Genomic DNA, 19,246 nt, shown 5'->3' on the forward strand with positions numbered 1-19,246 from the left:
GGCCGTTTCAGACAGGCAAGCATTCGTGGGTTCGATCTGGACCCCGGCGTTCGCCGGGGAGGTCGGGGTTTGGGCATGGGCATGGCGATGGTGGCCCTCGCGCTCGCCGCCGGCTTGGCCCTCGCCGCCCCCGTCCTCGCCCACGCCGCCGAGCCGGCCGCTGTCACCCTCTCGCCCAGCGCCGACGCCTTCCCGCTGATCGCCGGCGGCAAGCCGGCGCGGGTGGAGTACGACCCGACCGATTTCCCCGGCGCCATCCGCGCCATCCAAGGCCTGCGCGCCGACCTCGCCGCGCTGTCGGGAGCGACCCCCGCCAAGGACGCGCCCGTCGTCATCGTCGGCACCCTGGGCAAAAGCGCCGCCATCGACGCCCTGGTCGCCTCGGGCAAGCTGGATGTCTCCAAGGTCAAGGGCCAGTGGGAGGGCTTCGTCCAGCAGGTGGTCGAGAACCCGCGTCCGGGCGTCGCCCGCGCCCTGGTCATCGCCGGGGCCGACAAGCGCGGCACGATCTTCGGAGCCTATGACCTGTCCGAGCGGGCCGGCGTCTCGCCCTGGACATGGTGGGCCGACGTGCCGGTCTCCAAGCACGCCGACGTCTTCGTGGCCCCCGGTACGAACGTCCAGAAGCCGTCGGTCAAGTACCGCGGCATCTTCCTGAACGACGAGGACCCGGCCCTGGGCGGCTGGGCCCGCGCCAAGTTCGGCGGGCTGAACCACGTCTTCTACGAGCGGGTGTTCGAGCTGATCCTGCGGCTGAAGGGCGACTTCCTGTGGCCAGCCATGTGGGGCAAGTCGATCTATGACGACGACCCGCTGAGCGCGCCCCTGGCCGACGAGATGGGCGTCGTGCTGGGGACCTCGCACCACGAGCCGATGAGCCGCGCCCATGTCGAGTGGGAGCGCTACGGCCAGGGTCCCTGGGACTACAACAAGAACCCCGAAAAGCTCCGCCAGTTCTGGCGCGAGGGCGTGACCCGCATGGGCGTGAAGGAGAGCCTGGTCACGGTCGGCATGCGCGGCGACGGCGACGAGCCGATGAGCGAGGGCACGGCCACCAAGCTCTTGGAGACCATCGTCGCTGACCAGCGCAAGATCATCGGCGAGGTGACTGGCAAGCCCGCGAGCGAGACCCCACAGGTCTGGGCGCTCTATAAGGAGGTGCAGGACTATTACGACGCCGGCATGCGGGTCCCGGACGACGTCACCCTGCTGTTCGCCGACGACAATTGGGGCGACATCCGCCGGCTGCCGGAACCGGGCAAGACCCGGCCGGGCGGCTACGGCGTCTACTACCACTTCGACTATGTGGGCGGGCCGCGGAACTACAAGTGGCTGAACACCAACCAGATCGAGCGCACCTGGGAGCAGATGAAGCTGGCCGCCGAATACGGCGCCGACCGGCTGTGGATCGTCAATGTCGGCGACCTGAAGCCGATGGAACTGCCGATCGAGTTCTTCCTCGACTACGCCTGGAACCCGGCCGCGATCCCGGTCGAAAAGCTGCCGGCCTACACTAAGGGCTGGGCCGCCCAGCAGTTCGGCCCCGAGCGCGCGACCGAGATCGCCGCCCTGCTGGATGGCTACACCAAGCTGAACAGCCGGCGTAAGCCGGAACTGCTCTCGCCCGAGACCTTCAGCCTGACGAACTTCCGCGAGGCCGAGCGGGTCGAGGCCGAATGGGCCGACCTGGAGCGTCGCGCCGACGCCGTCCGCGCCGCGATCCCGAAGGACCAGGACAGCGCCTTCTTCCAGCTGGTCTGGTTCCCGGTGAAGGCCAGCGCCAACCTGAACCATCTGTACATCGCCGCCGGCCGCAACAAGCTCTACACGCGCCAAAGGCGGCTCAAGGCGGCCTACGCACAGGCCGAGCGGGTCAAGGCCCTGTTCGACCATGACGCCGAACTGACCCGCCAGCACGACGCGATCGAGGGCGGCAAGTGGGTTCACATGATGGACCAGACCCACATCGGCTACACGGGCTGGCAACAGCCCGACCGCAACATCATGCCGGCCGTCGAACTGCCCAGCCTGCCCCGCGCGCCGTTGCCCGTGATCGGCGTGGCGATCGAGGGGACCGAAACGGCGGTCACGGACAGGGCCGAGCTGCCGGTGATCCATCGCTTCGGAGCGCCGTCGCGCTGGATCGACGTCTTCGACGCGGGCTTCCAGCCGACGGTCTTCGAGGTGTCCGCCGACGCGCCTTGGCTCAAAATCGCGCAAGGCCAGCCCGATGCGAACGGCGACACCAGGTTGGAGGTCTCGGTCGACTGGGCCAGGGCGCCCAAGGGCTTGAGCCGTGCGCCCATCACCATCCAGGGCCTTCGGAATGCGTTCTCGATCACGGCGGTGGTCGACAACCCAGCCCGCAAACCCGCCAAGGGCGCGTTCGTCGAGGCCGGCGGCCTGGCCGCGATCGAGGCCGAGCACCACGCCGCCGCGATCGGCGGTCAGGGCGTGACCTGGAAGACCATCCCGAACCTGGGCCGCACCCTGTCGGGCGTGACCAGCTATCCCTCGACCGCGCCGAGTTCCAAGCCCGGTTCCAGCGCGCCGTCGCTGGACTATCTGGTCGACTTCGAGGCGGCCGGCCCAATCGATCTCACCGTGCTCGTCGCCCCGACGCTGGACTTCCGGGGCGGCCAAGGCCTGGCCTACGCCGTCTCGATCGACGACGCCGCGCCGGTGGTGGTCAACAGCCAGCCCGACCGCTCGAACAAGGCCTGGGACAAGGCGGTGGCCGACAACGTCCGTTCGACAACCACGCGCCTCTCCGTACCCTCGGCCGGCCCGCACCGCGTGCGGCTGTGGCGGGTGGATCCGGGCCTGGTGTTCGAGCGCCTGATGCTGTCGCGCGGCCCGGTCCCGGCGAGTTATCTGGGACCGCCGGAGAGCGTCCGGGCAAGGTAGAGAGCCTAGCCTCCGATCCCCTCTCCCCTTGCGGGAGAGGGTGGCCCGCGAAGCGGGTCGGGTGAGGGGTTGAAGAAAGGAACCGCCGCGATCAGCGGCTGACGCCGGGCGCCAAGCCGACAGGACTATCGACCCCTCATCCGTCGGCTTCGCCGACACCTTCTCCCGCAAGGGGAGAAGGAAACCTCCCCACTAAGTAAGAATCCGAAGCCAATCTTGATCGCCTCGGGGGTTCAGTCGCGCCATCGGAAGGCCCATGTACCGAGCATGGCCGTTCCACCTCCCCAGTTCACCGACGAAGAGATCGATCTGCTGGTCGAGACCTTCTACGCGCGCGTCCGCCGGCACCACCGCCTGGGGCCGATCTTCGAGAAGGCCGTGGGACCCGAGGGCTGGCCCGCGCACCTGGCGACCTTGAAAGACTTCTGGTCGTCGGTGCTGAACACCACCGGCCGCTACAAGGGCCAGCCGATGGTCGCCCACCAGGGCGTCGAGGGGCTGACCGAGGGCCTGTTCACGCCGTGGCTGAACCTGTTCCACCAGACCTGCGTCGAGCTGTTCGACGCCCCCCGCGCGGCGATCGTCGGCCAGAAGGCCGAGCGCATCGCCGCCAGCCTGAAGCTGGGTTTGTTCTTCAAGCCCGGAGCGGTGGCTTGAGCGCCCCCGAACGCGCCCGGGAGGCGCTGGCCGACCACGGCTTCGTCCGTTTCGAGGGCCAGGAGACCCGCGCCCTGCTCGGCCCCGCCGACGCCGCCTGGGCCAGCTTCGCCGACAGCTGGAACGACCTGCCCGTGGACGGCTTCATGGCCGACGGCGGCCGCTATCGCCGGCGGCGGTTCGCGGCCTTCGCGGCCTCGCCCGGCGCCGTCGAGCGCAAGCCGCATCAACCGCACTGGCAGAGCCGCGACTACAACCCGCTGAACGGCGGCGTGCAGCGCTGGTTCGAGCCGGTCACCGACACGATCGCCGACCACCCGGTGACCCGGGGCATCCTCCGCGCCGGGCTCGAGCTGTTCCATTCGATCAGCGCCCTGCCGCCCGCCGCCTGGCACGTCGAGCTACACCAGTTCCGCATCGAGGCGCGCGCCGGCGAGGAGGGTCAGCCCACGCCCGAGGGCGCGCACCGCGACGGCGTCGACTGGGTGATCGTCATGCTGGTGGACCGCCAGAACGTCGACAGCGGCGTCACCGACATCTTCGCCCCGGACGGAACCAGCCTGGGCTCGTTCACCCTGACCGCGTCGGGCGACGCGGTGTTCCTGGACGACCACCGCGTACTGCACGGCGTGACCCCGATCCGGCCGCTGGACCCCGCCGGGCCGGCCGTCCGCGACGTGCTGGTGGTGACCTACAGGCGCGAGGAACCCGCCGCCGCCGGGTAAGCTCGCCCACCGGTTGCTGCGACCGTTTGCCTCACGCCTTAACCATTTGGACCGTGATCACGGCGTGCGACGGTGAGGTTCGACCTTCCAGTAGGACTGAGCGTCCGTCACGCATGTCTCGAGACGATCAAGCCCTGCCGCCCTATCCGCCCCTGGAGCGCCGCGCGGTGTTTTCCAGCGCGATGGCGGACGCGGTGCCGATCCTGATCAGCTATGTCGATCGCGAGGAGCGCTACCGCTTCGTCAACCGCGCCTATGAACGCTGGTTCGGAGTCGACCGCTCGGAAATCGAGGGCAAAACCCTGCTCGAGGTGCTGGGCGAGGCCGCCTACGGCCGCCTGCGCCCGCATGTCCGCCGCGCCCTGGCGGGCGAGAGCGTCACCTTCGAAGGCCAGGTCGACTACCAGCAGGCGGGCGTCCGCCACATCGAGGCGCAGTACGTGCCCGACTTCGCCCGGGACGGCGAGATCCCCGGCTACTACGTCCTGGTCACCGACATTTCCGACCGCAAGACGGCCGAGGTGGAGCTGGGGCGGATGCTGGCCGGCGAACGGCGGCGGGCGGCCCTGCTGGACTTGGGGCAGACGCTGCGGGACGAGGCCGATCCCGACGCCATCGCCCAGACCGCCGCCCGCATGCTGGCCGAGCAGTTGAACGTCGCCCGCGCCGGCTATGGCGAGATGGACGGCGACAGCGACATCGCCGACATCGTCGCCGACGACGGTCGCGCCGAGTCCGGGGTCGCGCGGCTCAAGGGCCAGCGGTTCCGCCTCGAGGACTTCGGTCCCTCGATGAGCGCCGACCAGCGGGCGGGCGTCACCATCGTCATCGGCGACGTGGCGCTGGACGAGCGCACCAACGCGCCCGAAGCGCTGGAGGCCTACGCCGCGATCGGGGTGCGGGCCTTCGTGACCGTCTCGCTGGTCAAGGCCGGCGTGCTGGCGTCGTACCTGTTCGTCGCCCACGACGCGCCGCGCGCCTTCACGCCCGACGAGATCGCCTTCGTCGCCGACGTCGCCGAGCTGATCTGGACGGCCCGCGAGCGCGCCCGCTCGGACATCGCCTTGCAGCGGGCGGAAGAGACCGAGCGCCTGCTGATCCGCGAGGTCGACCACCGGGCCAAGAACGTGCTGGCCGTGGTCCAGTCGCTGGCCCAGCTGACCCCGTTCGAGAACAAGGACCAGTATGTCCAGGCCCTGTCGGGCCGCATCGGTTCGCTGGCGCGCGCCCACAGCCTGCTGTCGACCGCCCGCTGGACCGGCGTCGACCTGCACGACCTGCTGCAGCTGGAGCTGGACCCCTATGGCGGCGACGGCGTCGAGCAGGTGCTGATCGACGGCCCGCCGGTGCTGATCGACGCCCAGGCGGCCCAGTCCCTGGCCCTGGTGATCCACGAGCTGGCCACCAACGCCAGCAAGTACGGCGCGCTGTCGCGACCTCTGGGGCGGCTGGCGGTCATCTGGTCATGGGGCGCCGACGGCGTGCTGAACCTGATCTGGCGCGAGGACGCCGGCGCGCCGGTGACGCCGCCGGCCCGGCGCGGCTTCGGCTCGACCCTGATCGAGAGCGCGGTCAAGCAGGCCGGCGCCCGCGTCGAGCTGATCTGGCGCCCGCAGGGCCTGAAGGTCAGGCTCGACATCCTGAAGGGCGCGCAGTCCCGCCTGGCCGAAAGCGCCCCCGCCTATCGCCCCGGCCTGGCGGCCGAGGAGAGCCCGGCCTTGCGCGACCAGCGCGTGCTGATCGTCGAGGACGAGGCGGTGGTGGCCATGGAGCTGACCCGCGTGCTGACCGAGGCCGGCGCCAAGGTCGTCGGCCCCGCCGGCACGATCGAGGAGGCCCTGGACCTGATGGCCGGCCAGCCGATCGACCGCGCCGTCCTGGACGTCAATCTGGGTGGTCGCTCGATCACCCCGGTCGCCGAGGCCCTGACGGGCCGCCGCATCCCGTTCGTCTATCTGACCGGCTACCAGGAGCCCGACGTCGACGGCGGTCCGATCCTGCGCAAGCCGGTGGCCGCCAGCGCGTTGCTGGGGGCCTTGGCGCGCGGCCTGCCGCCCGCGGCGGGACAGGTCCTCCCCCGCTAGCCCCTTACGTGACCGAAAAGACGCCAGCTGGGCCCGGATCGCGCCTTCTGGCTTGATATTGCAATTCGTTCTCAAGTATGGACGAGCGTCCCGCCGCCAAGGTTCGCCAGACGCCCGTGAAATCCGCCGCCGATCAGCACCGCCGTTCGTTCTGGCTGAAGCAGCTGCACCAGTGGCACTGGATCAGCGCGGCCCTGTCGCTGATCGGCATGCTGCTGTTCGCGATCACCGGCTTCACCCTGAACCACGCCAGCCAGATCGAGGCCAAGCCTGTGGTGGTGTCGCGCAAGGCGACCCTGCCGCCCGACCTGCTGGCCCTGCTGGCCAAGGGTCCGGAAGAAGGCAAGCGCCCCCTGCCCGTCCCGCTGGAGCCGTTCCTCGACAAGGCCGTCGGGGCCGAGGTCGCCGGGCGCGAGGGCGAGTGGTCGGCCGACGAGGTCTATGTCGCCCTGGCCCGTCCGGGCGGCGACGCCTGGGTCTCGATCGACCGCGCGACCGGCGCCGTCGAGCACGAGAAGACCACGCGCGGCGCGATCTCCCTGCTCAACGACCTGCACAAGGGCCGCAACGCCGGCAAGGCCTGGGGCTGGTTCATCGACATCTTCGCCGGCGCCTGCATGGTCTTCGCGGTCACCGGCCTGATCCTGCTGCAGTTCCACGCCCGCGCCCGGCCGCTGACCTGGCCGCTGGTCGGGCTGGGCCTGGCCGCGCCCGTCATTCTCGTCATCCTGTTCGTCCACCTCTGAGGCAGACACCGTGAAGCGTTCGATCTCCTTCCTGACCTTCGCTGGCGCGGCCATTGGCGCCGGCTCCGCCATCGCCACGCCGGCCATGGCCGCCGATCTCAACGTGACCTTCGACATCCCCAAGCTGTCGGTCGCCGAATACCACGCCCCGTTCGTGGCGGTCTGGATCGAGAACCCGGCCGACTCCTCCGCCGCCGGCACCCTGTCGGTCTGGTTCAAGCCCAACCACGAGAAGTGGCTGAAGGACATGCGCCTGTGGTGGCGCAAGGCCGGCCGCGAAATGACCATCCCCGCCGACGGCGTCACCGGCGCCACCCACGCGCCGGGCCCGCAGAAGGTGACGTTCAGCGGCGCCAAGGGTCCCCTGAAGGACCTCAAGCCCGGCCAGTACACCCTGGTCGTCGAGGCCGCCCGCGAGGCCGGCGGCCACGAAGCCGTCCGCGTGCCCTTCACCTGGGGCAAACCTGGCAAGCCGGCGACCGCCAAGGGCGCCGCCGAGCTGGGCGCCGTCACCGTCGCCGTGAAGTGAGGAGGGGATCATGAAGGGTCTCAAGACGCGCCTGCTCGCCGCCGCCGCCGCCCTCGGTGCGGCGGTGCTCGCGCCGGCGGCCGCCCAGGCCGCGCGCAGCTGGGTGCTGCCGTCCACCACCACCCTCTCGGGCGCCAACGCCTGGGTGACGGTCGACGCCGCCAGCTCCGACGAACTCTACTTCCCCGACCTGCGTCCGCTGCGCATCGAGTCGATCCAGGTGCTCGACGCCGACGGCCAGTCGGTCCAGCCGCAGAGCCCCGCGATGGGCAAGTTCCGCTCGACCTTCGACGTCCAGCTGACCAAGCCTGGCACCTACAAGATCGCCTCGGTCTCGACTTCGGTGATGGCCAGCTACACCGAGAACGGCGAGGTCAAGCGCTTCCGCGGCAGCGGCGAGGACTTCGCCAAGCAGGTCCCGGCCGGCGCGGCCGACCTCAAGACCATCCGAACGCTGGCCCGCAGCGAGACCTTCGTCACCCGCGATAAGCCCACCGACGGCGCGCTGAAGCCGACCGGCCAGGGCCTGGAACTGGTCCCGGTGACCCACCCATCCGACGTAGTCGCCGCCGAGCCGGCGACCTTCAAGCTGCTGCTGGACGGCAAGCCGGCCGCCGATCTCGAGGTCACCCTGATGCGCGGCTACGAGCACTGGTCGGGCAAGCCGTCCGCCGAGCTCAAGGCCAAGACCGGCCCCGACGGCGCCTTCAAGGTCACCCTGCCGCAAGCCGGCCTGTGGTGGATCAGCGCCAGCTACCGCACCGGCGAGACCGGCCGCGGCGGCCCGCCGCCGCCAGGCGCGATGGGCGGAATGCCTGGCATGGGTGGTCCGGGCGCTCCGGGCGGCGGTGAAGGTGGTCGCGGTCCCCAAGGCCCAGCCCAGCCGCTGGCCGGCGACGGCTACAGCGCCAGCTACACCGCCGTGATCGAAGCCCAGCTGCCGTAAGGACCATAGAAGCTGTCATCCCGGCCAAGCGCGAAGCGCGCCGAGCCGGGACCGCCGGAAGCGCCGCGCTTGCCGTGGTCCCGGCTCTCCGCTGCGCTACGGCCGGGATGACAGCTTCTGTTGTGAAAAGATGCCCCGCGTCCTTGTCCCCGCCCTGACCACGCCGCCCGCCCGCCCCGTCGGCGGGAGCGTGCGCGCGTTCGGCGGCGCGACCATGGGCACGACCTGGTCGGTCAAGGCGGTGCTGCCGGCCACCACCGATCTGCCGGCGCTCGAGGCCATGGTCCAGCGCGCCCTCGACACGGTCGTCGCCCAAATGAGTCCCTGGGAGCCGCTGTCGCACCTGTCCCGCTACAACCGCGCCGCGCCGGGAAGCTGGACCTCACTGCCTACCGCGATCCTGACCGTCCTGCGCCGCGCGATCGAGGTCGCCGAGGCCAGCCACGGGGCCTTCGACCCGACCCTCGGCCCCCTGACCGATCTCTGGGGCTTCGGCCCCGCCCCCTTTTCCGGCCAACCGCCGACCGCCGAGACCATCGCATCCCTGCGTGACGCCAACGGCTGGAAGCGCCTGGTCCTGGACGGCGACGCCCTGTTGCAGCCTGGCGGGCTGAGCTTGGACCTCAATGGGATCGCCAAGGGCTTCGGGGTCGACCAGGCCGCCGCCGCGCTCGATCGCGCCGGCGTGAAGAGCTATCTGGTCGAGGTCGGCGGCGAGCTGCGCGGGACCGGCGCCAAGCCCGACGGCCAGCCGTGGTGGGTCGAGCTGGAGCGGCCGCCGACGGCTAGCGGCGGAGACGTCACCGTCGTCGCCCTGCATGATCTCTCGGTCGCCACTTCGGGCGACTATCGCCGGTTCTTCGACCACGCCGGCCGCCGCTACGCCCACACCCTGGATCCGGCCACCGGCGCTCCGACCACCAACCCGACCGTCAGCGTCACGGTCCTGGCCAAGGACTGCATGAGCGCCGACGCCTGGGCCACGGCCCTGACCGTCATCGCCCCCGACGACGCCCTGGCCTTCGCCGCCGGGCACGACCTGGCGGCGTTGATCGTCAGCCGGTCGGCGGATGGTTTGGACGAGCGCCTGTCGCCCGCCCTGCAGGCGATGCTGGACGGATGATCGACCCGTCCGCCCTTTCGCCTGAGGCGCGCCGCTTGGCCGCCGCCGGGCTCGTGGCCGGGGTCTACGCCCTGTTCTGCGGCGCCATGGCCCTGCGAGAGGCCCTGCGCCGCCGCGCGGTTCGTCAAGCGGCCGAGGCGCTGTCGCGCGGCGCTGGGGAGCCGGTGCTGGTCGCCTATGCCAGTCAGACCGGCTTCGCCGAGGAGCTGGCCGCCGCCACCGCCAAGGCCTTGTCGGAAGCCGGGACGCCCGTGACCCTGCGCGACCTCTCGGCCGTCACCGCCGCCGACCTCGCCGGCCGCGCCCTGTTCGTGGTCAGCACCACCGGCGAAGGCGACGCTCCCGACCCGGCCCGCGCCTTCATCCGCGACGTGATGAAGGACGGCGCCGATCTTTCGGCCCTGCGCTACGGCGTGCTGGCCCTGGGCGACTCGACCTATGCCCACTTCTGCGCCTTCGGCCGGAGCCTGGACGCCTGGCTGGCGCGGAACGGCGGCCAGCCGCTGTTCGACCGGGTCGAGGTTGACGACGGCGACCCGGCGGCCCTGCGCCACTGGCAGGGCCAGATCGCCCTGCTGACCGGGGTCACCGACGCGCCCGACTGGAGCCGACCGGCCTATGGTCCCTGGACCCTGGCCGAGCGCCGCCTGCTGAATCCAGGCAGCCCCGGCGGCGAGGCCTGGCATGTGCGCCTGACCCCCGCCGACGGCGCGAGCTGGGAGGCCGGCGACATCCTGGAAATCGGCCCGCGCAATGCCCCAGCCGAGGTCGAGGCGCTGATCGCCGCGCTGGGCCTGCCGGATGCGGCCGCCGAGACGCTGTCGAGCCTGCGTCTGCCGCACGAACCCGCCGCGATCGAGGCTCTGCGCGGCCTGTCCGTCGAAGCGATCGCCGAGCGCCTCACCGCCCTGCCCCATCGCGAATACTCGATCGCCTCGCTGCCGGCCGACGGCGGGGTCGAGCTGATCGTCCGCCTGATGCCTCGCGCCGGCGGTCAGCCGGGCCTGGGCTCGGGCTGGCTGTGCCGGTTCGCGAAGGTCGGCCAGGCGATCGACGCCCGGGTGCGGACCAACCGGAGCTTCCATGCTCCGGAGCCCGAGCGTCCGCTGATCCTGATCGGCTCGGGCACGGGCCTGGCCGGCCTGCGCGCCCACCTGAAGGCGCGTGCGGTGAACGGGGCCAACCGCAACTGGCTATTGTTCGGCGAGCGGACGGCGGCCCACGACCATTTCCATCGCGACGAGATCGAAGGCTGGACGGCCTCGGGCGTGATCGGGCGTTTGGACCTGGCCTTCTCCCGCGACCAGGCCGAGCGGGTCTATGTCCAGCACCGCCTGCACGGGGCGGCGGACGCGCTGCGCCAGTGGGTGGCCGACGGCGCGGCGCTCTATGTCTGCGGGTCGCTGGAGGGGATGTCGCGCGACGTCCATGCGGCGTTGGTCGAGGTCTTGGGCGCGGACGGGGTGGAGCGGCTGACCGACGAGGGGCGGTATCGGCGGGACGTGTACTGAGCGCTCAGCGGCGCATCAGATCCGCCCGCTCCTCCGGCGTGTTCGCCCCCCGCAGCCGCGCCATCGCGCCATCCGTAACCGGCAAGGCGGCCAGCCCGGCCCGCTCGACCAGCCGCCGCAGCGGCCAGCCCGGCTCGGCGCTTTCCGGCAGGGCGCTCGCGTCCAGCACCATCGGCAGCGGCAGGCCCTCATAGGTCGCGCCCGGCGAGGCCGCCGCCAGCAAGGGCGCGAGATCCTCGATCGTCACGGTCGGCGCATCGACCGCCAGCACCAGCAGTCGCGTGGCCCCCAACGCCGCCGCCCCGGCCAGCAGGCCGCCGACCGGGCCCGCGCCGGCCTCGCCATCCGGAACCCATGGCAGGCCCAGATCGGCGCCGGCGGTCACCAGCGCCTCCGCCCCGGCCGCCCTGGCCAAGGCCGCGACGCGGTCGATGGCGCGCTGGCCGCCCCAGTCGAGCAGGGCCTTGTCGCGCCCCATCCGCCGGGAGCCGCCGCCACACAGGATGATCGCGCCGAGGGTGTTCATGTCCCCGTCTTAGCAGGATTTTCCAGCGGTCTTCCAAGCTGCGCCCGAAGCGGTCTAGTGTCCGGCCCGCAAAGGGACGGAAAAAGAATGAGCCAGCCTGTCGAGCGCCAGCGTCGTCGTACGACCCAGAGCGCCACGATCCGTGACGTCGCCGCCCGGGCGGGCGTGTCGCCGATGACCGTGTCGCGGGTGATCAACCGCGAGAGCACCGTCAAGGAAGAGACCCGGGCCCTGGTCGAGAAGGCCATCTCCGACCTCAACTACGCCCCCAATCCCGCCGCGCGCAGCCTGGCCGGCTCGGCCCCGTTCCGCATCGGCCTGCTCTACGACAACCCCTCGACTGGCTATTTGTCGGAGTTCCTGGTCGGGGCCCTGGACGAGAGCAGCCGCACCGGCGCCCAGATCGTCATCGAGAAGTGCGCAGAGCCCGAACTGGCCCGCGCCACCCTGGCCCGACTGCTGAAGACCGGCGTCGACGGCCTGATCCTGCCGCCGCCGCTGTGCGAGTCGCCCGAGGTCCTGGCCGAGGTGAAGGCCGCCGGCGCCGCCGCCGTGGCCGTGGCTCCCGGCATGGCCAGCAGCGACATGGCCACCATCCGCATCGACAACGAGGCGGCCGCCTACGAGCTGACCCAGCACCTGATCAGCCTGGGCCACAAGCGCTTCGGCTTCATCAAGGGCCACCCGAACCAGACCGTCAGCCAGCAGCGCCTGGACGGCTTCATGGCCGCCCTGAAGGCCGCCGGGATCCCGATGGAAGACATCCGGGTCGAGCAGGGCTACTTCACCTACCGTTCGGGCCTGGAGGCGGCCGAGCGGCTGCTGGCGGCCGATCCGCGCCCCACCGCCGTGTTCGCCGCCAACGACGACATGGCCGCCGCCACCGAGGGCCTGGCCCACCGCCTGGGCCTGGACGTGCCGGGCGACCTGTCGATCGTCGGCTTCGACGACACCTCGATCGCCGACAACATCTGGCCCGCCCTGACCACCGTCCACCAGCCGATCGCCGCCATGGCCCGCGCGGCCGTCGACCTGGTGCTGGAGGAGATCCGCCGCCACCGCGACGGCGGCGGCGAGCCCCGCCAGCTGATCCATCCGCACACCTTGATCGTGCGGGATTCCAGCGGGCCGGTGGGGGAGTAGGAAACCCTCCTCACCCTGCCACGCCTCCGGCGCGGGCCCCGCCCTCTCCCTCTGGGAGAGGGGTAAAAAAGATTGGTCAGACAACGTGCTTGCCGTCCCCGCATGTTAGCGCTACCAAGTGCCTGACGAACGAGCGCCGCCGACAGTAGCGGCAGCCTGTAGACGCTCGACAATGGGGAGACGACGCCGTGGGCGTGAGTGAATTCCTTCCGGAAGACTGGAAAGACGCGACCCTGCTGGGCCGCATCGACTTCGGCGATGGCCCGACGCCCGTGCTGGTGCGCGGCGGCCGCGTCGAGGACATGTCCAGGATCGCCCCCACCGTCGCCGACCTGATGAACGCCTTCGCGCCTGGGACCGCGATCCCGCGCGGCGAGGACAAGGGGCCGCTCGAAGCCCTCGACATCCGCCCCGTCTGGGACGATCCCGACAGCGCCGCGCCGGTGAAGCTGCTGGCTCCTGTCGACCTGCAATGCCTGAAGGCCGCCGGGGTGACCTTCGCCGTCTCGACCTTGGAGCGGGTGATCGAGGAGCGCGCGCGCGGCGACGCCGCCGAGGCCCTGAAAATCCGCGCCCAGCTGGCCGACCGCATGGGCGGCGACCTCAAGAGCGTCAATCCGGGTTCGGAAGGCGCGGCCCGCCTGAAGGACGCCCTGATCGCCGACGGCCTGTGGTCGCAATATCTGGAAGTGGCCATCGGCCCCGACGCCGAGATCTTCACCAAGGGCCCGACCCTGTCCTCGATGGGCTGGGGCGACCATGTCGGCGTCCGCTACGACAGCCACTGGAACAATCCGGAGCCGGAAGTCGTGCTGCTGTGCGACGGCTCGGGCGAGATCCGCGGCGCCTCGCTGGGCAACGACGTCAACCTGCGCGACTTCGAAGGCCGTTCGGCCCTGCTGCTCAGCAAGGCCAAGGACAACAACGCCTCGTGCGCGATCGGCCCGTTCTTCCGGCTGTTCGACGCCACCTTTGCCCTGGACGATGTCCGCTCGGCCGAGGTCGAGCTGAAGATCACCGGCCGCGACAACTTCGTGCTCGACGGCCACAGCAATATGAGCCTGATCAGCCGCGATCCCGCCGTGCTGGCCGGGCAAGCGTTCGGCAAGCAGCACCAGTATCCGGACGGCTTCGCCCTGTTCCTGGGCACCATGTTCGCCCCGATCCAGGACCGCGACGCGCCGGGCCAGGGCTTCACCCACAAGGTCGGCGACCGCGTCCGCGTCTCGACGCCCAAGCTGGGCGTGCTCGAGAACGAAGTCACCACCTGCGACAAGGCCAAGCCGTGGACGTTCGGCATCTCGGCCCTGATCCGCAACCTGGCCGGCCGCGGCCTCCTGTAAATCCAGATCGAAGGAGCTCGGCGATGACCGACACCCTGCGCCACTACATCGGCGGCGAACGCGTCGCCGCCGACGCTCCGGCCGAGAGCCTGAACCCGTCCAACACCAACGACGTCGTCGCCAGGGTGCCGATGGGCGGCCAGGCCGAGGTCGACGCCGCCGTCGACGCGGCGAAGAAGGCCTTCCCGTCGTGGTCGGACGCCTCGCCGGAAGTCCGCTCGGACCTGCTGGACAAGGTCGGCTCGACGATCATCGCCCGCAGCGCCGAGATCGGTAAGCTTCTGGCCCGCGAAGAGGGCAAGACCCTGCCGGAAGGCATCGGCGAGACCGTCCGCGCCGGCCGCATCTTCAAGTACTTCGCCGGCGAGGCCCTGCGCCGCCACGGCCAGAATCTGGAAAGCACCCGCCCGGGTGTCGAGATCCAGACCTATCGCCAGGCCGTCGGCGTGTTCGCCCTGGTCACGCCCTGGAACTTCCCGATCGCCATCCCGGCCTGGAAGGCGGCTCCGGCCCTGGCCTTCGGCAACACCGTGGTGATCAAGCCGGCCGGCCCGACCCCGGCCACCGCCAACGTGCTGGCCGACATCATGCAGGAGTGCGGCGCTCCGGCCGGCGTGTTCAACATGCTGTTCGGCCGAGGCTCGATGGGCGACGCCCTGATCAAGCACAAGGACGTCGACGGCGTCTCGTTCACCGGCTCGCAAGGCGTAGGCGCGCAAGTCGCCGCCGCCGCCATGGCCCGCCAGGCCCGCGTGCAGCTGGAGATGGGCGGCAAGAACCCGCTGATCATCCTGGACGACGCCGACCTGGAACGCGCGGTCGCCATCGCCCTGGACGGCTCGTTCTACGCCACCGGCCAGCGCTGCACCGCCAGCTCGCGCCTGATCGTCCAGGACGGCATCCACGACAAGTTCGTGGCCCTGTTGGCCGAGAAGATCGCCGCCCTGCGGGTCGGCGACGCGCTCGACCCCAACACCCAGATCGGCCCGGCCGTCTCCGAAGACCAGATGGAGACCAGCTACAAGTACATCGACATCGCCACCGGCGAAGGCGGCCGCGTGGTCACCGGCGGCGGGCGGCTGAAGCTCGACAATCCGGGCTGGTACGTGCAGCCGACCCTGATCGCCGACACGCAAGCCGGCATGCGGATCAACAACGAGGAGGTCTTCGGGCCCGTCGCCTCGACCATCCGCGTGAAGAGCTACGAAGAGGCTCTGGAGATCGCCAACGGCGTCGAGTTCGGCCTGTCGGCCGGCATCGCCACCACCTCGCTGAAGCACGCGCGCCACTTCCAGCGCTACGCCAAGGCAGGCATGACCATGGTCAACCTGGCCACCGCCGGCGTCGACTACCATGTGCCGTTCGGCGGCACGAAGAGCAGCTCGTACGGCGCCCGCGAACAGGGCTTCGCGGCGGTCGAGTTCTTCACCCAGACCAAAACCTCCTACTCGTGGTCGTGAGCAGCATGTCCTCAGCCATCTATCCTAGCCTGAAGGGCAAGCGCGTCGTCATCACCGGCGGCGGCTCGGGCATCGGGGCCGGCCTCGTCGCCGGCTTCGTGCGCCAGGGCGCGGAAGTGATCTTCCTCGACATCGTCGACGCGGATTCCACCGCCCTGGTCGAGCAGCTGTCGGCCGGTGCGGCGATCGCGCCGGTCTACAAGCGCTGCGACCTGATGGACCTGGACGCGCTGAAGGCCGTGCTGGCCGAGGTTGGCGACGTCGACGTGCTGGTCAACAACGCCGGCAACGACGACCGCCACACCCTGGCCGACATCACCCCGGCCTATTGGGACAACCGGATCGGCGTGAACCTGCGCCACATGCTGTTCGCGGCCCAGGCGCTGGCGCCCGGCATGGCCAAGCGCGGCGGCGGGGCGATCATCAACTTCGGCTCGATCAGCTGGCACCTCGGCCTGGAGGACCTGGTCCTCTACGAAACCGCCAAGGCCGGCATCGAGGGCATGACCCGGGCCCTGGCCCGCGAACTGGGCCCCGACGACATCCGCGTCACCTGCGTGGTGCCGGGCAACGTCAAGACCAAGCGCCAGGAGAAGTGGTACACGCCGGAAGGCGAGGCCGAGATCGTCAAGGCCCAGTGCCTGAAGGGCCGCATCGTCCCCGAGAACGTCGCTTCGCTGGTGCTGTTCCTGGCCTCCGACGACGCCGCTCTGTGCACCGGCCACGAGTACTGGATCGACGCGGGCTGGCGCTGATCGGCAGAAACTGTCATCCCGGCCCGGCGCGTAGCGCATCGAGCCGGGACCGCCGCGAGCGCTGAGCTTCTTGCGGTCCCGGCTCTCCGCTAGGCTGCGGCCGGGATGACAATTTGAGATGAGCAGATGACCGTTACTCCTACCTGTGTCTGGGATCTGAAGGCCACTCTGGGCGAAGGTCCCATCTGGACCGGCAATGCGCTGTGGTTCGTGGACATCAAGGGCCACGCGATCCACCGCTTTGAGCCCGCCACCGGCGAGGGCCTGAACGTCGGCGCGCCCGAGCAGGTGACCTTCCTGGCGCCGCTGGCCGTCGGCGGCGGCTTCATCGCCGGCCTGAAGTCGGGCCTTTACAAGTTCAACCTGCTGACGGGCTTCCAGAAGATCCTCGATGTCGAGGACGTCGCCCTGGATAACCGTCCCAACGACGCCACGGTCGACGCCCAAGGCCGACTGTGGTTCGGCACCATGCACGACGGCGAGGCCAACAAGAGCGGCGCGCTCTATCGCATGGACGCCGCCGGCGTGGCGCGGATGGACAAGGACATCTGCATCACCAACGGCCCGTGCGTCTCGCCGGACGGCAAGACCCTCTACAACACCGACACCCTGGAAAAGATCATCTGGGCCTACGACCTGGCCGAGGACGGGACGCTGTCGAACAAGCGCCCCTTCGTGAAGATCGCCCTCGGCGACGACGTCTATCCGGACGGCTCGGTCGTCGACTCCGAAGGCTATGTCTGGACGGCCCTGTGGGGCGGCTTCGGCGCCATCCGCTTCTCGCCGGCCGGTGAGGCCGTGGCCCGCATCGAGCTGCCGGCCCCCAACGTCACCAAGCCCTGCTTCGGCGGGCCCGACCTGAAAACCCTCTACTTCACCACCGCCCGCAAGGGCCTGAGCGACGAGACCCTGGCCCAGTATCCGCTGGCCGGCGGCCTGTTCGCGATCCAGGTCGATGTCGCGGGCCAGCCCCAATACGAGGTTCGCCTTGCCTAACCGTACGCCCCGCCGGTTCCGGTCCCGCGATTGGTTCGATAACCCCGACCACATCGACATGACCGCGCTCTATCTCGAGCGCTTCATGAACTACGGGATCACGCCGGAGGAGCTGCGAAGCGGCAAGCCGATCATCGGCATCGCCCAGACCGGCAGCGACATCTCGCCGTGCAACCGCATCCACCTCGATCTGGTGAGCCGGGTGCGCGACGGGATTCGCGACGCCGGCGGCATCCCCATGGAGTTTCCGGTCCATCCGATCTTCGAGAACTGCCGTCGCCCGACGGCGGCGCTGGATCGGAACCTCTCCTATCTCGGCCTGGTCGAGACCCTGCACGGCTATCCGATCGACGCCGTCGTCTTGACCACCGGTTGCGACAAGACCACCCCGGCCGGGATCATGGCCGCCACCACGGTCAACATCCCGGCCATCGTCCTGTCGGGCGGCCCGATGCTGGACGGCTGGCACGAGAACGAGCTGGTCGGCTCGGGCACGGTGATCTGGCGCTCGCGCCGCAAGCTGGCGGCCGGCGAGATCACCGAGGAAGAGTTCATCGACCGCGCGGCCTCCTCGGCCCCCTCGGCCGGTCACTGCAACACCATGGGCACCGCCTCGACCATGAACGCGGTCGCCGAGGCCCTGGGCTTGTCGCTGACCGGCTGCGCGGCCATCCCCGCCCCCTACCGCGAGCGCGGCCAGATGGCCTATCGCACGGGTCAGCGGATCGTCGACCTGGCCTATGAGGACATCAAGCCGAAGGACATCCTGACGAAGAAGGCCTTCGAGAACGCCATCGCTCTGGTGGCGGCGGCCGGCGGCTCGACCAACGCCCAGCCGCACATCGCGGCCATGGCGCGCCACGCGGGCCTGGAGATCACCGCCGACGACTGGCGGGCCGCCTACGACATCCCGCTGATCGTCAACATGCAGCCGGCCGGCAAGTACCTGGGCGAGCGCTTCCACCGGGCCGGCGGCGCGCCGGCGGTGCTGTGGGAGCTGTTGCAGCAAGGCCGCCTGCACGGCGACGTCCTGACCGTCACGGGCAAGACCATGGCCGAGAACCTCGAGGGCCGCGAGACGGGCGACCGCGAGGTGATCTTCCCCTACGCCCAGCCCCTGGCCGAGAAGGCCGGCTTCCTGGTGCTGAAGGGCAACCTGTTCGACTTTGCGATCATGAAGTCCAGCGTCATCGGCGCCGACTTCCGGGCCCGCTACCTGTCCAAACCCGGCCAGGAGGACATCTTCGAGGCCCGCGCCATCGTGTTCGACGGCTCGGACGACTATCACCACCGCATCAATGACCCGGCCCTGAACATCGACGAGCACTGCATTCTCGTCATTCGCGGGGCCGGGCCGATCGGCTGGCCGGGCTCGGCCGAGGTCGTCAACATGCAGCCGCCGGATCACCTGCTGAAGAAGGGGATCATGAGCCTTCCGACTCTGGGCGACGGCCGCCAGTCGGGCACCGCCGACAGCCCTTCGATCCTGAACGCCTCGCCGGAAAGCGCCATCGGCGGCGGCCTGTCGTGGCTGCGCACCGGCGACACCATCCGCATCGATCTCAACACGGGCCGCTGCGACGCGCTGGTGGACGAGGCGACGATCGCCGAGCGCCGCAAGGAGGGGATCCCGGCCGTGCCGGAGACCATGACCCCCTGGCAGGAGATCTACCGCGCCCATACGGGCCAGCTGGAGACCGGCGGCGTTCTGGAATTCGCGGTCAAGTACCAGGACCTGGCGGCCAAGCTGCCCCGGCACAATCACTGAGGGCTTCCAACTAACGGCCCTGACCAT

At 70.3% G+C, this 19,246-nt stretch carries 15 protein-coding genes and 3 pseudogenes; 16 read left to right on the top strand and 2 right to left on the bottom strand.

Going from position 1 to position 19,246, the window contains the following annotated elements:
* The first annotated feature begins 75 nt into the window (after positions 1–75).
* Positions 76–2,907, top strand: a complete 2,832-nt coding sequence (locus tag ASC70_RS06415) for a glycosyl hydrolase 115 family protein (RefSeq protein ID WP_056047728.1) — start codon at positions 76–78, stop codon at positions 2,905–2,907.
* Positions 2,908–2,912: 5 nt separating this feature from the next.
* Here the strand turns inward: ASC70_RS06415 and ASC70_RS24845 are convergent.
* A pseudogene (locus ASC70_RS24845) lies at positions 2,913–3,078 on the bottom strand (hypothetical protein).
* A 96-nt stretch (positions 3,079–3,174) separates the two neighbouring features.
* Between ASC70_RS24845 and ASC70_RS06420 the strand changes: the two are divergent.
* The 9 genes and pseudogenes from ASC70_RS06420 to ASC70_RS06455 all read left to right on the top strand — a co-directional run bounded on the left by ASC70_RS06420 (position 3,175) and on the right by ASC70_RS06455 (position 11,228).
* Positions 3,175–3,564, top strand: coding sequence for a group III truncated hemoglobin (locus ASC70_RS06420; RefSeq protein WP_056047731.1), 390 nt, complete (start codon positions 3,175–3,177; stop codon positions 3,562–3,564).
* Positions 3,561–4,289 (top strand): 2OG-Fe dioxygenase family protein, encoded by a 729-nt coding sequence (locus ASC70_RS06425; protein WP_056047734.1) that lies wholly within the window; start codon positions 3,561–3,563, stop codon positions 4,287–4,289. Before ASC70_RS06420 ends, ASC70_RS06425 begins: the two co-directional genes overlap by 4 nt.
* A gap of 182 nt (positions 4,290–4,471) precedes the next feature.
* Positions 4,472–5,314 (top strand): annotated as a pseudogene (locus tag ASC70_RS25490) (PAS domain-containing protein); the annotation flags it as partial.
* Between the two features lie 42 nt (positions 5,315–5,356).
* Positions 5,357–6,373, top strand: a pseudogene (locus ASC70_RS25495) (HWE histidine kinase domain-containing protein); the annotation flags it as partial.
* Positions 6,374–6,489: 116 nt separating this feature from the next.
* Positions 6,490–7,119: a PepSY-associated TM helix domain-containing protein gene (locus ASC70_RS06435; RefSeq protein WP_056048484.1), complete on the top strand. Its 630-nt coding sequence runs from the start codon at positions 6,490–6,492 to the stop codon at positions 7,117–7,119.
* A 10-nt stretch (positions 7,120–7,129) separates the two neighbouring features.
* The gene (locus ASC70_RS06440) at positions 7,130–7,648 is read left to right on the top strand and encodes a DUF2271 domain-containing protein (protein WP_047407912.1); all 519 of its coding nucleotides are present in this window, start codon (positions 7,130–7,132) and stop codon (positions 7,646–7,648) included.
* A gap of 10 nt (positions 7,649–7,658) precedes the next feature.
* On the top strand, positions 7,659–8,594 hold the full coding sequence (locus tag ASC70_RS06445; RefSeq protein ID WP_056047739.1) for a DUF4198 domain-containing protein: 936 nt from the start codon (positions 7,659–7,661) through the stop codon (positions 8,592–8,594).
* Between the two features lie 130 nt (positions 8,595–8,724).
* On the top strand, positions 8,725–9,717 hold the full coding sequence (locus ASC70_RS06450) for an FAD:protein FMN transferase (protein ID WP_056047743.1): 993 nt from the start codon (positions 8,725–8,727) through the stop codon (positions 9,715–9,717).
* On the top strand, positions 9,714–11,228 hold the full coding sequence (locus ASC70_RS06455) for a sulfite reductase flavoprotein subunit alpha (RefSeq protein ID WP_056047746.1): 1,515 nt from the start codon (positions 9,714–9,716) through the stop codon (positions 11,226–11,228). The genes ASC70_RS06450 and ASC70_RS06455 overlap by 4 nt, the downstream gene beginning before the upstream one ends.
* A gap of 4 nt (positions 11,229–11,232) precedes the next feature.
* On the opposite strand, the gene ASC70_RS06460 is transcribed toward ASC70_RS06455, so the two are convergent.
* A complete protein-coding gene (locus ASC70_RS06460) occupies positions 11,233–11,754 on the bottom strand; it encodes a molybdenum cofactor guanylyltransferase (protein WP_056047748.1) in 522 nt (173 codons plus the stop codon).
* 87 nt (positions 11,755–11,841) lie between these two features.
* Between ASC70_RS06460 and ASC70_RS06465 the strand changes: the two genes are divergently transcribed.
* The 6 genes from ASC70_RS06465 (at position 11,842) to xylD (ending at position 19,219) form a co-directional block, all read left to right on the top strand.
* Positions 11,842–12,897 (top strand): LacI family DNA-binding transcriptional regulator, encoded by a 1,056-nt coding sequence (locus ASC70_RS06465; protein WP_056047751.1) that lies wholly within the window; start codon positions 11,842–11,844, stop codon positions 12,895–12,897.
* Positions 12,898–13,085: 188 nt separating this feature from the next.
* Positions 13,086–14,240, top strand: a complete 1,155-nt coding sequence (locus ASC70_RS06470; protein WP_056047754.1) for a fumarylacetoacetate hydrolase family protein — start codon at positions 13,086–13,088, stop codon at positions 14,238–14,240.
* A gap of 23 nt (positions 14,241–14,263) precedes the next feature.
* The gene (locus tag ASC70_RS06475; protein ID WP_047407919.1) at positions 14,264–15,700 is read left to right on the top strand and encodes an aldehyde dehydrogenase family protein; all 1,437 of its coding nucleotides are present in this window, start codon (positions 14,264–14,266) and stop codon (positions 15,698–15,700) included.
* A 5-nt stretch (positions 15,701–15,705) separates the two neighbouring features.
* Positions 15,706–16,455, top strand: a complete 750-nt coding sequence (gene xylB, locus ASC70_RS06480; protein ID WP_047407920.1) for a D-xylose 1-dehydrogenase — start codon at positions 15,706–15,708, stop codon at positions 16,453–16,455.
* Positions 16,456–16,581: 126 nt separating this feature from the next.
* The gene (locus tag ASC70_RS06485) at positions 16,582–17,451 is read left to right on the top strand and encodes an SMP-30/gluconolactonase/LRE family protein (RefSeq protein ID WP_056047755.1); all 870 of its coding nucleotides are present in this window, start codon (positions 16,582–16,584) and stop codon (positions 17,449–17,451) included.
* Positions 17,444–19,219 carry a xylonate dehydratase XylD gene (gene xylD, locus ASC70_RS06490; protein ID WP_156396140.1) on the top strand — a complete coding sequence of 592 codons (1,776 nt, stop codon included), beginning with the start codon at positions 17,444–17,446 and terminating at the stop codon, positions 19,217–19,219. The genes ASC70_RS06485 and xylD overlap by 8 nt, the downstream gene beginning before the upstream one ends.
* Positions 19,220–19,246 lie beyond the last annotated feature (27 nt).

The sequence above is a fragment of the Caulobacter sp. Root343 genome, from assembly GCF_001425745.1.
In the GTDB taxonomy this organism is placed as follows: domain Bacteria; phylum Pseudomonadota; class Alphaproteobacteria; order Caulobacterales; family Caulobacteraceae; genus Caulobacter.